The 17,064-nt window shown below is 41.5% G+C and carries 13 protein-coding genes; 6 read left to right on the top strand and 7 right to left on the bottom strand.

The features are described 5' to 3' along the window. Window positions 1-182: 182 nt before the first annotated feature. From V7K61_RS01735 to V7K61_RS01720, 4 genes are all read right to left on the bottom strand, one after another. Window positions 183-902 carry a Uma2 family endonuclease gene (locus tag V7K61_RS01735; RefSeq protein WP_335050393.1) on the bottom strand — a complete coding sequence of 240 codons (720 nt, stop codon included), beginning with the start codon at window positions 900-902 and terminating at the stop codon, window positions 183-185. 36 nt (window positions 903-938) lie between these two features. After that, window positions 939-1,577 (bottom strand): Uma2 family endonuclease, encoded by a 639-nt coding sequence (locus tag V7K61_RS01730; protein ID WP_335050391.1) that lies wholly within the window; start codon window positions 1,575-1,577, stop codon window positions 939-941. A 153-nt stretch (window positions 1,578-1,730) separates the two neighbouring features. Next, window positions 1,731-3,623, bottom strand: a complete 1,893-nt coding sequence (locus V7K61_RS01725; protein WP_335050389.1) for a sensor histidine kinase — start codon at window positions 3,621-3,623, stop codon at window positions 1,731-1,733. Between the two features lie 133 nt (window positions 3,624-3,756). Further along, the gene (locus V7K61_RS01720; protein WP_335050387.1) at window positions 3,757-9,663 is read right to left on the bottom strand and encodes a trifunctional serine/threonine-protein kinase/ATP-binding protein/sensor histidine kinase; all 5,907 of its coding nucleotides are present in this window, start codon (window positions 9,661-9,663) and stop codon (window positions 3,757-3,759) included. Between the two features lie 191 nt (window positions 9,664-9,854). Here V7K61_RS01720 and V7K61_RS01715 point away from each other — a divergent pair, with 191 nt between their 5' ends. The 4 genes from V7K61_RS01715 (at window position 9,855) to V7K61_RS01700 (ending at window position 12,830) form a co-directional block, all read left to right on the top strand. Then, window positions 9,855-10,580, top strand: a complete 726-nt coding sequence (locus V7K61_RS01715; RefSeq protein WP_335050385.1) for a pyridoxine 5'-phosphate synthase — start codon at window positions 9,855-9,857, stop codon at window positions 10,578-10,580. Between the two features lie 189 nt (window positions 10,581-10,769). Continuing rightward, a complete protein-coding gene (locus V7K61_RS01710; protein WP_335050383.1) occupies window positions 10,770-11,489 on the top strand; it encodes a SnoaL-like polyketide cyclase in 720 nt (239 codons plus the stop codon). 64 nt (window positions 11,490-11,553) lie between these two features. Then, window positions 11,554-11,883, top strand: coding sequence for an MgPME-cyclase complex family protein (locus V7K61_RS01705; protein ID WP_334938244.1), 330 nt, complete (start codon window positions 11,554-11,556; stop codon window positions 11,881-11,883). A gap of 281 nt (window positions 11,884-12,164) precedes the next feature. Continuing rightward, window positions 12,165-12,830 carry a hypothetical protein gene (locus tag V7K61_RS01700; protein ID WP_335050380.1) on the top strand — a complete coding sequence of 222 codons (666 nt, stop codon included), beginning with the start codon at window positions 12,165-12,167 and terminating at the stop codon, window positions 12,828-12,830. 270 nt (window positions 12,831-13,100) lie between these two features. On the opposite strand, the gene V7K61_RS01695 is transcribed toward V7K61_RS01700, so the two are convergent. The 3 genes from V7K61_RS01695 to folD all read right to left on the bottom strand — a co-directional run bounded on the left by V7K61_RS01695 (window position 13,101) and on the right by folD (window position 15,766). Next, the gene (locus V7K61_RS01695) at window positions 13,101-13,556 is read right to left on the bottom strand and encodes a divergent PAP2 family protein (RefSeq protein WP_335050378.1); all 456 of its coding nucleotides are present in this window, start codon (window positions 13,554-13,556) and stop codon (window positions 13,101-13,103) included. Between the two features lie 233 nt (window positions 13,557-13,789). Continuing rightward, window positions 13,790-14,722: a geranylgeranyl diphosphate synthase CrtE gene (crtE, locus tag V7K61_RS01690; protein ID WP_335050376.1), complete on the bottom strand. Its 933-nt coding sequence runs from the start codon at window positions 14,720-14,722 to the stop codon at window positions 13,790-13,792. 156 nt (window positions 14,723-14,878) lie between these two features. Next, on the bottom strand, window positions 14,879-15,766 hold the full coding sequence (gene folD, locus V7K61_RS01685) for a bifunctional methylenetetrahydrofolate dehydrogenase/methenyltetrahydrofolate cyclohydrolase FolD (RefSeq protein WP_335050374.1): 888 nt from the start codon (window positions 15,764-15,766) through the stop codon (window positions 14,879-14,881). Window positions 15,767-16,179: 413 nt separating this feature from the next. Here folD and V7K61_RS01680 point away from each other — a divergent pair, with 413 nt between their 5' ends. Both V7K61_RS01680 and V7K61_RS01675 read left to right on the top strand, forming a co-directional pair. Then, window positions 16,180-16,596: a hypothetical protein gene (locus V7K61_RS01680; RefSeq protein WP_335050372.1), complete on the top strand. Its 417-nt coding sequence runs from the start codon at window positions 16,180-16,182 to the stop codon at window positions 16,594-16,596. Between the two features lie 17 nt (window positions 16,597-16,613). Next, window positions 16,614-17,048: an NUDIX hydrolase gene (locus V7K61_RS01675; RefSeq protein ID WP_335050370.1), complete on the top strand. Its 435-nt coding sequence runs from the start codon at window positions 16,614-16,616 to the stop codon at window positions 17,046-17,048. The last annotated feature ends 16 nt before the right edge of the window (window positions 17,049-17,064 follow it).

Here is a 17,064-nt window from a genome sequence, read left to right as displayed (position 1 = left end):
AACTACGCACTTGCTTATTCTGACATTTCAAAATAGCGATCGCATCCAATCTCTTACTTACAGCAAATCGATAAACTCATCAACACTCACTCAGCCCAACTTGTCTAATAATTGCTCGCAAAGTTCCTTAACTCCTACAAATCAAAACTGTAGTCCAAACAAATCAAAAAAGCTAAAATTTCTCACATATCTGGATTTTCACCCAATTCTCTCAATCTAGCTGCTAGACGAGCCGCTTTTGCAACTGCGACTTCTGCTTGTGCAGTTGCAGCCTCCTCTGGTAACAAAACCAAATTGCCAGCTACATCGTAAAATCGCAACCATACCGCCGTTTCTCTGTCTATTGTTCCTTCATACGTTCCCAACCATAAACCTAACTTTTGACACCACAACCAACTACGCTCATTTGGTGTCAAAGATTGATATTGCTGATTATTATCTAAATGCCACCCTTGCAAAGAAGTCGGGTCAAAGGGGTCATAGACAAAATAATCTGAAGTATGAAAAGTTTGTTCGTAAAGGTCTTTCTTAACAGTCTTATCTATTTTGGCTGTAGATGGTGACATTAATTCTACAATCACATCAGGATAACGACCGTTTTCTTCCCACACTACCCAACCTTGACGAGAATTAGTCCCGTCCACATTCAGGACAGCAAAGAAATCGGGGCCACGGAAATCCTGGTTACGTACTTGGGCGCTGCTGTAATAAATAAACATATTGCCACCAGTAAAAAAATCATTCCGGTCAGCCCAAGCTTGCTGCAATGACCGAATCAACACATTCATGGCAATGCGGTGGCGATTTGATTCTAAGGGTTCTCCGTCATCAAAAATTAAATCTGTAGGCGGTGTAGGGTGTTCCCAGTCTAGAATGGCTCTTGGGTTGTTTTCGGTAGTCATGAGCGATCGCCTTTCTCAGAAAGCCTTAGATTTCTATCATAAATTATTCTTCACCCAATCTCGAAAATTACGCATAGCTTGACTTCTACCAATTGTTAAACACTGCTGAACATATTCATTAACTAATTCAACAATTGGGATATTAGGAAAATTAGGACTAGATTCAGATTTTATATATTTACCTTCTTTTAGCAAAGAAATTTCTAAACCTTGTTGTGTATGTCGCCAAAGTTCAGGAACTCCCAAAATTTCATAATTATCAAATCGAGTGCGAGAAGTAATATCAATTTCGATTGCTAAATCTGGTGGTGGGTCTATATTTAAATCAATGCGATTTTTCCCAATTACAGCAGCTTGATTTTGAATATAAAAGCTGGTATCTGGTTCTACTGCTTGCAGCATTCGCTCATTTTTAAGTGTTGTGGAACCAAAAGGCTCAAAATCAATTTGGAGTTTATCTAATAAAACTCTTACTAACTCACCAATATATTCTTTATCTTTTTCGTGTTCTGGTAGGGGAACCATAATTTCTAACCAGCCATTACTATAAGAAATACGTGCAGCACGTCTTTCTCCCATTTCTGCTAAAATATTTTCTAACTGCTGCCAACTAATATCTTTGAGCAACATTTGTTGCCCAGGTTTAACAATAATTTGTTGCAGTTTTAAAAGCATATCACCTCAGAGAGTTGATGTAGTAATTTATGTAGTCGATAGAATTTACAAATCAACTTTCTTAAAGTATATCGCCTCTGGCTATAAGTGTATAAATTAGCTAAAATAAATCATCGATATAAACTTTGGCTATTTCAATGTTATCAGTAATTTTTACTTGTTACTTGTTAAAGGAATACCGATGGTAAACTCTGTTCCATATCCTGGAGTAGAATCAACTTCAATAGTTCCACGATGTTTATCTACGACAATTTGATAAGCGATCGCCATTCCTAATCCGATTCCTTTACCCACAGGTTTTGTAGTGAACATATAGTCAAATACTCGTTGTTTTACCTCTTCTGACATCCCAATACCATTATCGGAAATCTGAATAATCACTTGTTTTTCATCAGTGAGTTCAGTCTGAATGCGAATTTGTCCTTCATTCTTTACTAATGACTCTTCTATAGCATCAATTGCATTCACTAGAACATTCATAAACACCTGATTGAGTTGCCCTGCATAACATTCTACTAAAGGTAAATCACCATATTTCTTAACGATCTGAATTTCTGGTTGATTAGGCGTGGCTGTTAAGCGATGATTCAGAATCATCAGAGTGTTGTCTAATCCTTCATTAATGTCTACAAATTTCATTTCTGCTTCATCAAGCCGTGAGAAATTACGCAACGACAGTACAATCTGACGAATGCGCTTGGTTCCCACTTGCATCGATGCCATTAACTTAGGTAAATCTTCTGCCAGAAACTCAATATCAAGTTCTTGGACGCGATCGCTAATTTCGGGTGTAGGATTTGGGTAGGTTTGTTGATAAAGCTTGAGCAAATCGAGGATGTCTTGGCTGTAAACGCTGGCATGGTTGAGGTTGGCATGAATAAAATTGGCGGGATTATTGATTTCATGTGCCACTCCAGCTACTAATTGTCCCAGGCTAGACATTTTTTCGGTGTGGATGAGTTGAGCTTGGGTATTTTGCAATTCTTTCAGGGTTTTGCTGAGTTCCTGCGCTTGCTGGCTAGAAATCAAGGCGCGATCGCGAATCTGTTCATATAGTTGCACTTGTCGCCATGCACTAATCAACCCAATCAGTAGCAATCCTCCCAAAACTGTAGCCAACAGGTTCAACGCCTGTAATGGCGATTCAATATTTTCTTTTGGCACAATTAACGCTACTGACCAATTTGCCTCTCTCAGGGGAGTGTAAGCAACATAACTCCACTTACCATCCAGTTGAACCAATTCAATATTTGTGTGTTTAGCTACCATTTTTTGGCTAATTTCAACTAATCTGGGATTGCGCGAGTTCAGAAAACTCTTGGCAGCTTTTTCGGGTGTACCAATTAGTTCCGTGTTGGGATGGGCGATGGGAATTCCTTGAGAATTAAGCGCAAAGGCATAGCTGCCTTTACCTTGATGTAAATTGCTGATGACCTCAACGACCCGATTAATCGGAATTCCTCCCATTAAAACACCTGCTGGCTTTGTACCTCTTTCGGCAGGAATCGGCGAACTAATCTGAATTTGTAACTGATTGCTTGTACGTCCAATAATTGGATCGGCAGCTACCGTGTCACCCGCCATACTCCGCTGAAAAAATTCTCGGTCTTTAACATTTGGAGCGCCTCCTTGAGTATTAATTAATGAACCATCCGGTATGGCGAACGCGATGAGCAAAAACGTTTGCAGCCGCTTTACCTCAGATTGCAAGTAAGGTTCCATCACAGGCCAATCTAGCGATCGCACCACAACAGAATTTGCCAAAGTCTTAATTTCTGTCTTCCGAATGGCTAGCCAGTTATCGATATCATCCTCACCTTGCCGTGTTTTTAACAGTGCTTGTTCCTTAAGACTATCGAGCAGCAACCCCTTAACAATCTTGTAACTAGTGATAGCTGTGGCGCTAATGCTAATAGACAGAATCACCACAATTGATAACAATAGTAAGTTCCGCGATCGCCTTTTCAAAAAATAGTAGTTTTTGTTGATTTTGGCACTCCATCGGGGATTAATTTTCAACCATACTTTCCGCAATTTAAGCATCATCGTAGCTTTACTCCAAGTTAAAATTTAAAAAGCAAAAATGAAAAGTGCTGAGTAAAGTAGAAATTACTCAGCACTCATAACTCATAACTCAGCACTCAGCACTCAGCACTCAGCACTCAGCACTCAGCACTAATTATTGTTGTTGAGTAGAGATTTGAATGACAAACTCTGTTCCCTTTCTAAGTTCGGAAGTGCAAGAGAGTGAACCGCCATGTGCTTCTACAATAATTTGACGAGCGATCGCTAATCCTAATCCAGTGCCTTTTCCTACAGGTTTGGTGGTGAACAAATGGTCAAATACTTTTTGTTTAACCTCCGGTGACATTCCCACGCCATTATCAGCAATCTTAATCAAAATATCTTTACCTGAGTCTGCTACACGAGTTTGAATAGTGATGCAATTGGGGTTGGCAAGAATCGCTTCCAAACTGCGTTCTGTATTGTATTGTTCAAGCGCATCAATGGCATTTGCTAACAAGTTCATAAACACCTGATTTAGTTGTCCTGCAAAGCATTCCACCAGAGGGAGTTTGCCATAATTCTTCACCACGTCAATTGCTGGACGGTTTTCGTTAGCTTTTAAACGGTGTCTGAGAATCAGAATAGTACTGTCAATGCCTTCGTGAATATCAAAAGGAACTTTATAATCCTTATCTGCTCTGGAGAAGGTTCGCAAACTGGTACTAATACTGCGGATACGGCTAACACCCAATTTCATCGAGTCCAGCAATTTCGGTAAATCTTCGCGTAAATAATTCAGGTCGATGGCATCAATTTCATCTTGAATATCTAAGCCGGGATTGGGAAACTTTTCTTGATAAAGATTAATTAGTCCCAACAAATCTTTGACATAATCTTTGGCTGGTTCTAAGTTGCCAGCAATGAAGCCGACAGGATTGTTGATTTCATGGGCAACACCTGCTACCAAATTACCAAGGGCAGACATTTTTTCACCTTGGACTAATTGCAATTGCATCGTTTGGAGTTCTTGCAGTGCTTGTTCTAATTGTTGCTTTTGCTGTTGCAGCAATTGTTGTGCTTGCTGGCGTTCGGTAATGTCTTCAGATGTGCTAAGGATGCCAAAAACGTTTCCTTCTCTATCTTTTAGAGGAATTTTATTTGTATTAGACCACTTTTGTTTTCCATCTACTTGCTGCACAGTTTCGATAATATTGAGTTCCGCTTCCCCAGACTCAATGAGGCGGCGATCGCGCGTGACAAAAAAATCTGATTGCTCACTAGTCCAGGAAAGGTCGTAATCTGTTTTACCAATAACATTTTCTGGCGCTCCTAGGCCCCAAGTTTGAGTAAAGTTATGGTTACAGCCTAAATAAACACTATTGCAGTCTTTCCAGAAAACAGATTGTGGGATATTGTCAATAATTAACCGCAAAAATTGTTCAGTCTGTCCCAGGTTTTCTAGAGTATTTTGTGCTTGCTGATAAAGTCGGGCATTTTCTAGGGAGATTGCAGCTTGAGTACATAATAGATTGAGAATTTCGACGCGATCGCTAGTAAACGCTCCAGTCATCAAATTGTTTTCTAAATATAAAATCCCTAAGAGTTTCCCTTGATAGAGAATCGGTGTACATAGCAAGCTTTTGGGTTGCTGACGAATAATATAGGGATCGGCTATTAGCGCCGGATGCAATGCTGTATCAAAGATAACGGTAGATTGCAGGTTACGTTTGATGGCGTAAATTAGGCTATGGGGAACCTCTGCACTATCTTCCACAAAAATGGACTGTAACACCGTTGATTTTTGCCCAGCTTGAGCTGTCGCCTCAACTACCAATCTATTTTCTTTAAGCAGTAGTAACGCACACTTATCTGCTCCAGCATTTTCCATTACCACTTGCAGCAGTTTTGTAAGTAATTTATCCAGTTCAATTTCACTCGAAAGAGTTTGAGAGGCTTTTAAAACTGTTGCCAAATCTAGCATTATTGATGTGTTACTGCTAGAAGTTACTGATTTATGAATGCTTGGGTGGAAGGTAGTAATGCTGTCAATATTTGCGAACGTCTCATTGGCTGTGAATAGCGATCGCTTCTGTTGTAAAATCGGGGCTAGCAGTTGTGGATAACGCTGTTCTAGGTCATTGACTTTGGCTTTAGCATCCCAGCGGGTGTAGCAATAGTAAGCATTAATCAAATACTCTTGAGCAATGCGTTCTTTACCCCATTCTAAATAGAACTTGGCTGCAAGTTCGTTGGCGAGAGCTTCTTCGTTGAGGTATTCGTTTTCTTTAGCTTTAGCAATGGCGCGATCGTATGATTCGATTGCATCCATATACTTGCCAGAAATTCTTGCTATTTCCGCAGATAACAAGAGATATCGATGTAGAAAGTTGTCTGGACAACTATTAGCCCAGATTTTCTGAATTTGTTGATGCTCTCGAATAATGTCCCAATACTGCTTTTTCTTTTCTAATGTCACATTGGGATAGAGAGCTATCAAACTGAGTGGATAATAGAAATGATACTGAATAATTGGGAAGAAACCAGAGTTACAACCAAGAGTTTTCTCAGCTTCTTCTGCTGCTTCCACAGCATCTGCGTAGCGCCCATAAAGGTACGACAATTGGATTTTGAGAAAGCAGTACCAATTAATTCCATGTTCAAAGTTGTTCTTTTGTCTCCACACTTCGATATAGGGAATATCTTCGTCATTGCGATCTTCTAATAAATCGGTGCTTTTAGATATATCTTGCAGGTTTAATAAGAACTGCCGCTGTAAAGTAAAGGCATACAGCATATTGGCATCATTAACCTGTTGGACATAGCTCAGATATTTTTCAGTTTCCGCGTAAACATCTGAGAGGCGATCGCCTTTAATTAACATCGCCCAAATCAGAAATGAAACCGCCCAAACACCAAACACCAAATTTCCAGTTTCTTGACATATTTGGAATGATTGCTGAGAAAGTGGCAAATTCGTTTTCAAATGCTGATTATAGGGATTAGTGGTGTGTGCAAAGATATTATTGGTTTTAAAAATAAATTTGGTACTGTTGAAGTGACGATCGAGTTTTAGTGCTAATGTACCGAACTCATAAGCCGTTTGATAATTTCCTTGATTTGCCAGATTCATTCCATATAAACAGTAAGCAAAACCAGAGCTTTCTGCATTGCCATATCTCAACGATAAACCGATCATTAATAGAGGAGCCAAGCAACTGAGGTGTTGATCTCCTCCCATATAAGCTGCTGCCCAAAGGTCAGCTAAAATACCCATACAAACCTTCTGATCTCGATCTGTCATCTCAGGCAGATCGAATAAATCTGGTATACGAACCGTTTGCAGTTTAGCTTTTAATTCTTGAAGTTCAATTTCGATAGCAGCCTGCTGTTCTTCAGAAGTGTCTGGCAAATGCATTCCCATAATGCTCAAACCTTTTACTCCAGCTTCAATGCTAGCTGCTATATTTTCACCCTGAGTCATTTTTAGGTACATCTGAATCCTATAAATATCTACTTTTTCAAACCTATCTTTGCTTTGACCTAACGCTGTATCAAATAAATTTCCTGCTTGGTCAAAGCTGCCAGTAAGATATTCACATTCTGCGGATTCTCGATGTAACTCAAATGTAATTTTATAATTAACCAACCAACTTTTTTCTATTAACAATCCTCTGCCTAAAGTGAAATATTTTAGGGCTGCTCTATAAGCAGTAGAAGCTTTTGCTTTTTTACCAGCAATTAGATTCAGTTGAGCAAGTTCATCTTTTTGGGATTGTTCATCAATTATGTCAATTCCCTCATTTAGCTGATTAACAATGTCAAAAATTCTGGCTTCAAGCGCTTCAGGTAATGTATTGTTTAATAGTAATTGCCCAATTTTGAAATGAGTAGCTTTTCGTTGAGATTCAGGGATAAGCGAATAGGCTGCTTGCTGAACACGGTCATGAAGAAATCTGTAAGAGCAAGAACCAGGAGAATTATATTGCTGAAATTCTGAATTCTGAATTATAAATTCAGACTCATCATGGTAGAACTTGTAAACCTCATTGGTAGGAATAATCAACCCATCTTGCACAGCCTTCCAAAAATCTGCGGCTGTTTCCACCTGAGATTTTTCGTAGACGATCGCTAATGTCCCTAGATCGAATTGGTTTCCCACGCAAGCTGCTAATTTCAAAACTTCTTGAGTTTCGGTTGACAACTTTTGCAGTTGAATCGCCATAAACTCTACAACATCATCGGTAAGAGCGATCGCTCGTACTTGAGCAATATCACATTCCCATCCTCCTTGACTTCCTTCCTGACTAAAAGGAGGGGTAAATGTAATTAGTCGATCTTGGTGTAGCGCTTTGAGAAACTGGGTACTAAAGAAAGGATTACCTTTAGTTTTGCTTAATATCAACTCTGTTAACGGTGCGGCTAATGCTAGTGTGCAACTTAATGTATCTGCAACCAAATGATTGACAGATATTTGATCTAGGGGAGCTAAGGTAATTGTATTGACTGTAGCACCTAACTTCTGAATCTCTTCTAAAGTCAGCATCAGCGGATGTACTGGGTTGACTTCATTATCCCGATAAGCACCAATTAATAGTAGATAGCCGATGTCAGCTTCGCTCATTAACAAGTGTATTAACTTTAGAGAAGCAGAATCTGCCCATTGCAAATCATCAATAAAGATTGCTAATGGATGTTCTAATGCAGTAAAGACTTGAGTGAATTTCAAAAACAGCGAATTGAAGCGATTTTGTGCCGCACTTCCAGAGAGTTCCGGCGCAGGTGGCTGTTTACCAATTATACTTTCCAGTTCTGGAATCACCTCAATCATCACTTGTCCATTCTCACCCAAAGCAGAGAGAATTTTGGATTTCCATTGCTCAAATTGGGCATCAGTTTCACTCAGCAGTTGCCCGATTAAATCTCGAAAAGCTTGCACAAAAGCAGAGAAAGGAATGTTGCGCTGGAACTGGTCAAATTTACCTTTAATGAAATAACCCCGTTGTCGCACAATTGGCTTGTGGACTTCGTTCACCACAGCAGTTTTGCCAATGCCAGAGAAGCCTGCTACCAAGATAATTTCAGTGCTTCCCTGACTGACTCTCTCAAAGGCATCCAGTAAGCTTTCAACTTCAGTTTGGCGACCGTAGAGCTTTTCTGGGATGATGAAGCGATCGCAAATATCCCACTGACCTAATTCAAAAGATTTAACCCTGCCAATTTCCTGCAATTGAGACAAACATTTTTCTAAATCAAATTTCAGCCCTAATGCACTCTGATAGCGGTCTTCAGCATTTTTCGCCATCAACTTCATCACAATCTCACAAAGAACTTCAGGAATTTCTTCTTCCCCCCTGCCCCCTAATTGTTCTGGTTGCTTGGCAATATGACAGTGAACCAACTCCATCGGATCGTTAGACTCAAAGGGTAGGTGTCCAGCCAGCAATTCATAGAAGGTAACGCCGAGGGAATAGTAATCACTGCGATAGTCAATTCCGCGATTCATCCGTCCGGTTTGTTCGGGGGAAAGGTAGGCGAGAGTACCTTCTAAGACATTGGGACTGTAAATTTCCTGGGTTTCTCTCGGTAAAAGAGAGGCAATACTAAAGTCAATCAACTTGACTTGCTTAGTTTCTGGGTTGATGAGGATGTTGGCTGGCTTGATATCTTTGTGGATAATCCGATGGCGATAAAGTCCGTCAAGAATATTGCTCAGAGCGATCGCAATATCCAAGAACTCTGTGAGAGTATATTGATTACCCCCTATTTTTTGGTTGAGCCAATCTCTAAGGGAAATGCCGCCAAAATCCTCCATCACCAAAGCATAGCTGTTGCGGTAAGGTTCCAGGCTGTAGGGACGAACAATACCGGGTAGATCAAGATTTTTAGCAATCGTGTACTGATTACGGAACAGCAGCAGTTCATTGAAGGTAGGATACTCTTGCTGGAGCAGTTTAATCACAACCGGAAGTCGATCCGCCTCTCGAATAGCACGGTAAACTAAGGTTCTAGAGCCTGCATAAAGTTGCTCGCTAATTTGATAGTTCAAAAGCTTGTCCATCGGCTCAACTGCTGTATTCATACTTCATCAACTCTTGTGAAATCAGCTACTTATTTAAAGTAGTTTGCCCAAGAATAAGCTTTTGCTAACTCAGTTTTCTTTTAAAGAATCGCATTTTACGCGTGTAATCTGTTTGTAGCTCCTTCAGCAAAACTACCGCTATTTCCGGTAAAATCAAGTTCTAAGGACTGTGGATTTGGGAGAAACTTGGGGTGCCTACACTTGGCGTTAACATTGACCACATCGCCACTATCCGGCAAGCGCGGCGGACGGTGGAACCAGATCCAGTAGCGGCGGCGGTACTGGCAGAATTAGCGGGTGCAGATGGAATTACGGTGCATCTGCGCGAAGATCGGCGGCATATCCAAGATCGGGATGTGCGGATATTGCGGCAAACAGTGCGATCGCATCTTAATTTAGAAATGGCCGCTACAGACGAAATGCTAGCGATCGCTCTCGATATCAAACCAGATTACGTGACTTTAGTCCCCGAAAAGCGCGAAGAAGTAACAACAGAAGGCGGACTAAATATTGTCGGGCAAATTGCTAGAATAGGTGAGATAGTCGATAAGTTGCAAAGCGCTAGCATTCCAGTTAGTTTATTTATCGATGCCGAACCAGCACAAATTGAAGCATCTGTCAAGATACAAGCGCAGTTTATTGAATTGCACACCGGACAATATGCTGAGGCTAAAGATGAAACAAATCGCCACCGAGAATTAGCCATATTAGCTAAAGGGTGTGAACAAGCGATTCAAGCCGGATTGCGAGTTAACGCTGGTCATGGACTCACCTACTGGAACGTCTATCCAGTGGCTGCGCTTCCAGGCATGGAAGAACTGAACATTGGTCATACCATCATCAGTCGGGCAGCATTAGTAGGTATAGAAAGGGCAGTCCGGGAGATGAAACAAGTTATAAGAGGGAATGGGGCATAGGGCACAAGAGGCAGAGGGGCAGAGGGGCAGAGGGGCAGAGGGGCAGAGGGGAAACTTACTGCAACTTCTCCCCTGCTCCCCTGCTCCCCTGCTCCCCTGCTCCCCTGTTCCCCTGCTCCCCTGCTTTAAAAAGAGGGATTCTCACTGCGAAATCTAGAAATTGGGATCAAATCTTCAGCAAAAACTTCTATGAGCGCAACAGAATCTAACAACCCGCCACTTTGGGTACAGGATCGGGATAAGGTGATAGCAGAAAGCACTGATGTCGAGTGGCGCTATCAGACACCACCTGATTATTCCCGTTCAAAAGAGAACCTCGCTAAAGAAAGTATCTACAATCACCTTGAAGGTACACTGGAAGCGATCGTGCAAAACTTAGTGCGAACCTTAGAGATGGAGGTATCCTTCAAATCTAACCCACAAGAGTGGTTATCTATTGTGAATGACAAGTTTCGCGTCAGTACCAACGGCGGAGTAGAGTATACCTCAGCAGATTTATCAGCCCAAGGTACTTACAATCTATTTATGGCTGATTCAGAGCATTACAAAGCTTCAGAAGAAAGCTTTGAATCATCCGCAAAACTCTTCCACACAACATTCCCCCAAGGATTTCCTTGGGAAGTTCTGGAAGTTTTCTCAGGGCCCCCGAATGTCACATTTAAATGGCGGCATTGGGGACATTTTAACGGAGAATATAAAGGCCATGCACCTACTGGAGAGACAATAGAAATTATCGGCATGAGCATTGCAAAAGTTACCGATGACTTGAAGGTTATTTCCTTAGAACACTACTTCGACAATAATCTGTTCTTGGAAAAGCTAACATCTGGTGGCAAACAGACAAAATCTGAAAACCAAAAAAGTGCTTGTCCGTTCAGTTCTTGGTTCAAGAAATCCCAGAAAAGTTAGTAGTTTGTCAGGGTACAGAGTCACTGTGCCCTGAAATTATTCACATAGCAACCAAAGGATGAAAATGCAAACATACCATTACGTTTTGGCAAGTCACCGCTTTCTTCTCGAAGAAGAACCGATACACGAAGTTCTCAAAGAACGCAACCGTAACTACCACGAACAAGAAAAACAAATAGATTTTTGGTTGGTTGAACAACCAGCTTTCTTGGAAACACCGCAGTTTAAAGAGTTGAAGGCAAAGTGTCCTCAACCAGCAGTCGCAATTATTTCTACAAATCCTCAATTTATTACTTGGTTAAAACTGCGTTTAGAGTACGTCATCACTGGAGAATTCCAGGCTCCTTCTGAGGCAATACCAGATGCTTTAGCATCGTTAGTTACCGTATCTTAAGCATAGGGCATTGGACATTGGGCATGGAGAAAAGACAAGGGGTGTGGGAGGTGTGGGAGGATGGGGAAGAAGTCTTACCCCCCACACTCCCCACACTCCCCACACTCCCCTTGCCCCCTGCTCCCCTGCCCCTCTGCCTCTTCCCCACTCCCTAATTTTATTTTTGAGTAACAAAATATATTTTTTGACACATATTTCATCACCATACTGAAGTAGCTAGGTTTTCAGCTTTTTTCTTATAAAATCTTCTAGGACACCTTAATTTACATAATCTAACTTTTGTGCATAGATTTCAGAATTTACCAAGTGTTTTAGGATTAGCGATTGTAGGGTTGATTGGTGGCATGAGTTCTGTACTTGCTCAAAAAACCATTCCCTCTTGTCAACCACCAAATGCGGGTGAGTATCTTTTATTAGTAGTCAGTCCCACAGCAAATAATCAAAAGCAGTTACGTAGCGCCTTACCACCCGAACTTAAAACTATCACCTGCAAATATCTCAACGAAACCGTGACGCGAGTCGGGGGCTTTAACAAAATTGACGATGCCAATCGTTGGGCAAGATATGTCAGCAATATTGTTGGCTTGTCTGCCATAATTACCACTCGACCAACGACAACGGCAGATGTGCAGCCGCAGTCACAGCCACAGTCACAGCCAAAACCACCTCAGCAGACAGTCAGCTATAATCCTCAAGCATTAGGAGAAGGTTATGCAGTGCTGGTAGATTATTACAACCGTCCAGAACTAGTAAATAGTGTGCAGCAAGTGGTGGGAGGTAACGTCGGTTTTGTTTCTTATGGACAACGCCCTTACTTGCTGGCAGTTTATACCACTAACCAAACTGAAGCGTATAATACATTGCAAAAGCTAAACAATGGTGGTTTCGTTGCCAGCCTAGTAGATAGTCGTAAAGTAATTCTGCTGCGCTCAACTGTGCGGTTTTAGCGATCTTAAGTTCACTGGCATACTGATGGGATCTACCAGAGTGGTAATTTGTCAATTGACCTAATTTGGGATTTTAAATTCAAAATTTCAAAGGGTTTTCAGCGAATATATTTATACTCGTTCTGCGAGAAGCAAGTTATTTGGAACAAATCCTTTCATCCTTAATCCCCTGAATTTATTTACGGGGTAAATCTAAAATCCAAAATTGATTGACAAATTACCAGTTACTAATTATCAATATCCCCTCAAACAAAGATTTATTGCCCTAGTTTAATAAGCATACCTAGCTAACCAATAGATGGTTATACCCAAAGCCGATCCAGCGATTACCTGAACTGGTGTATGTCCGAGTAATTCTTTCAGACGGTCTTGGCTAAAGTCTGGTTTTTCATGGAATAATTCATCAATCATTTGATTGAGAATACGAGCTTGCTTACCAGCCGCTTGGCGAACTCCGGCTGCATCATACATGACAATGATGGCAAAAACGATCGCAACGGCAAAATCAGGAGATGCCCAACCCAGTGTTTGCCCTACACCAGCGGCTAGGGCTGTCACCAGAGCCGAATGGGCACTGGGCATACCTCCGGTTGTCACTAAAACACGCACATTCAATTTGCGATGTTTGACGATCTCAATTACGAGCTTTAATGCTTGAGCAATTAAACAAGCTACCAGAGCAACCAGCAGCACCCGGTTGTCTAAAATGTTGCCTATGTCCTGCATGTTATTTTGGTTAGGTTAGTAAATATTAGCAGCAGTTGTTGGTTGAGGAAACATTTAGATTCAACCCAAAATCCCAAATTAATCTAGTACATCACGGTGGAAACAGACCAACTATTCAAAATTACCTAAAAGCTTACTTAATAAGCTTTTTTAATTTTGAATGAGTGAATTTTGAATTCCGCTGGGCAGTAGTAGTACAGTATGGTGTAAAGAAACTAGCTATTTCCGCGTTACTAGTTATTACGGCTGGTAATAAAATGAGCGATCGCTTGGAGTGGTTTAGCTCTGTCTCCAAATGGTTCTAATTCTACACAAGCTTCTTTAACTAGCTCTTGAGCTTTTGAGCGCGATTCCTCAAGTCCCCAAAGGCTGGGATAGGTAACTTTCTGAGCTTTTTGGTCTTTGCCAGCTGTTTTACCTAATTGCTCTTGGGTAGAAGTGATATCCAAAATATCATCGATGATTTGGAATGCTAGCCCAATATTTTGAGCATAACGGGTTAGTCGCTGCACATCTTCAGGCGATGCATTAGCAATCAGTCCGCCACAAACTACGCAAGCTTCCAAAAGTGCGGCTGTTTTGTGTTTATGAATAAAATTTAAGGTTTCTAAGGAAATATCAGATTTACCTTCCGACTCTAAATCGACAACTTGACCGCCGACCAAACCACCTGCCCCTAATGCTCGACCAAGACGGGCAATAACCTGCAAGACTACCTCTCTCTTAACGCTTTGGGGGGTTTGAATGGCAACAGACTCAAAAGCAAGAGCTAACAAGCCATCCCCAGCCAAAATCGCTACATCTTCACCATAGACTTTATGATTTGTCAGTTTGCCACGACGGTAATCGTCGTTATCCATTGCTGGCAGGTCGTCATGAATCAACGACATTGTGTGGATCATCTCCACAGCACAAGCCGTTGGCATGGCCATCTCAATGGTTCCACCCATCATTTCACAGGTGGCAAGGCAAAGAATTGGACGTACACGCTTACCTCCAGCTAATAACGAGTAGCGCATCGCCTCATAAATCTTTTCTGGATAAATGACCGGGATAGAGCGATCCAAAGCATTATCACAAAGCTTTTGTCGCTCTTTTAGATAGCCTGCTAAGTTAAATGTGGCTTCCTCTGGTGGTGTTTTTTGAACGTTATCAGTTGCTACCATTCTTTAATTCCTGACATTTTGCGATTTTTGCCTTATACGTCACAATTTTAAGGTGCTGTGGGGCTGAAAAAAATGAAGAGTTAGGAGCAGAGACGCGATTAATCGCGTCTGTACAGGATTTAGGAGTTAAGAGTTATTAAGAATAACTTTTAACTTTCACTCTCTTTCTTCTTTTGCCGCTCTGGAATAGCTAGCAAATGTATTTTCCAACAATATGGCAACAGTCATCGGGCCAACACCACCAGGAACTGGGGTGATAAATCCTGCGACATCAGCGGTTGATTCAAAATCGACATCGCCAATGAGACGACTTTTGCCATTAGCATCGGTGACGCGATTCATCCCCACATCTACCACAACAGCGCCTGGTTTCACCATATCAGCAGAGATCAATCCGGGACGACCGACTGCTGCAATTAGAATATCAGCATTTTGGGTGATGGTTTTGAGGTCATGCGATCGCGAGTGAGCGATCGTGACTGTGGCATCAGCTTCTAATAGCATCAGCGCCATCGGTTTACCCACCAAAATACTGCGCCCCACGACTACTGCCTGTTTTCCCTGCAAAGGAATCTCATATTCTTGTAAAAGCCGCATCACACCAGCCGGGGTGCAGCTACGTAAACCGCTTTCTCCCCGTACTAGTCGCCCCAAGTTAACTGGGTGCAGTCCATCAGCATCTTTATCGGGATCAATTTGATGTAGCAGAGTTACAGCATCCAGGTGGTTAGGTAAGGGCAATTGCACAAGAATGCCATCCACTCTTTTATCGTGGTTAAGTGCAGCAATTACCTCTTCTAACTCTCCAAGGGTAGTTTCGGCAGGAAAATGCTTACCAAAAGAAACGATCCCAACTTTAGCGCAGGCTTTTTCTTTATTGCGTACATAAGCTGCTGATGCTGGGTTATCACCAACCATCAACACTGCTAAACCAGGAGGTCGTCCAATTTTTGGTTGTAATTGTGTAATCGCAACAGCAAGTTCTTGCTGAATTTTTGCAGCTAATGCTTTCCCATCAAGGAGTTTGGCAGTTTTTGTTTCCATGAAAATTCCCAGCTATGTTCGCTTGTTGTCCAAAGTCCAAAATGAAAATATTGATTCTTAACTCTTGACTTTCGACTATTATTGTGTTGCTGTTTGATGTCGTAGCGTTTCTCTCACAGTAAATCCATAATGTTTATTTTCTCAGATCAACGGCATCATCTGAAGAATAAAGAATTGGGAGAGTGGGAGTGGGGGAGCAGAGGAGCAGAGGAGTAGGGGAGCAGAGGGGCAGAGGAGTAGGGGAGCAGAGGACAGAGGAAGAAAATTATTAATATTGATCAATTCCCAATGCCCAATCCCCTTGAGGAGTGCTGAGTGCTGAGTTGTAAATCTCACTTATTTACTCGGAACTCAGAACTCGGAACTCGGAACTGTTTCGCCCAATTCCCAAAATAAATAAATCGGTGGCTTTTATGCGACAAATAAGAAATTTATCTCTTTCGTTCTTGTACGGGCACAGTAGTGTTCCTTATCGCTTGGGGTTAACTTTTTTCCTGATAGCAGGACTTTGTAGTTGTGGTAACTTGATATCGCCTGGTTTGCGTGGTGCTGGCTTAAAAATTGGTAAAAATGTCACTCCAATTGGAGAGATTAAAGCAAAACAAGACAATCAGGCTATAGTTTACATCCAAGGTCAGGTAGAAAAGCAAGCTCCCCTGATCAAACAGTGGGCTTACAAAATTAAGGACTCAACGGGCAAAATTTGGGTAGTCACCAATCAAAAGAATCTGGGTGAAGGTTCAGAAGTTGTAATTAAGGGTAAAGTTCGCTACCGAAGTATTCCCTTAGCTGGCAAAGAATTGGGGGAAGTTTATCTAGAAGAAGAATAATCAACAATTAAAAAGATATGAACAATCAACAGGTGCACGTAGCGATCGCAATTCTCTACCAGAAAAACAAGTTTCTCATGCAACTGCGTGACAACATCCCCGGTATTCTCTACCCTGGTTACTGGGCGCTGTTTGGCGGACACATCGAACCTGGTGAAACGCCAGATGTAGCAGTAAAACGAGAAATTTTAGAAGAAATCGGCTACGATCTACCACCCTTTCTTGAATTTGGCTGTTATCCCAACGAAAAAGTTGTCCGTCATGTCTTTCATGCACCACTCTTGGTGGAATTAAATCAACTGGTTCTGAATGAAGGCTGGGATATGGCGTTATTTACGCCAGAAGATATTCGCCAAGGTAACTGTTATTCACAAAATGCTGGCGAAGTGCGACCTTTAGGAACAATGCATCAGAAAATTATGTTGGATTTTATTGAGAAAAATCCAACATAATTTGGGGATTAGTCAT

The organism is Nostoc sp. (assembly GCF_036918015.1).
In the GTDB taxonomy this organism is placed as follows: Bacteria; Cyanobacteriota; Cyanobacteriia; order Cyanobacteriales; family Nostocaceae; genus Nostoc.
Note: the sequence above shows the minus strand (reverse complement) of the source record. Positions and strands in the feature narration are given on the sequence as shown.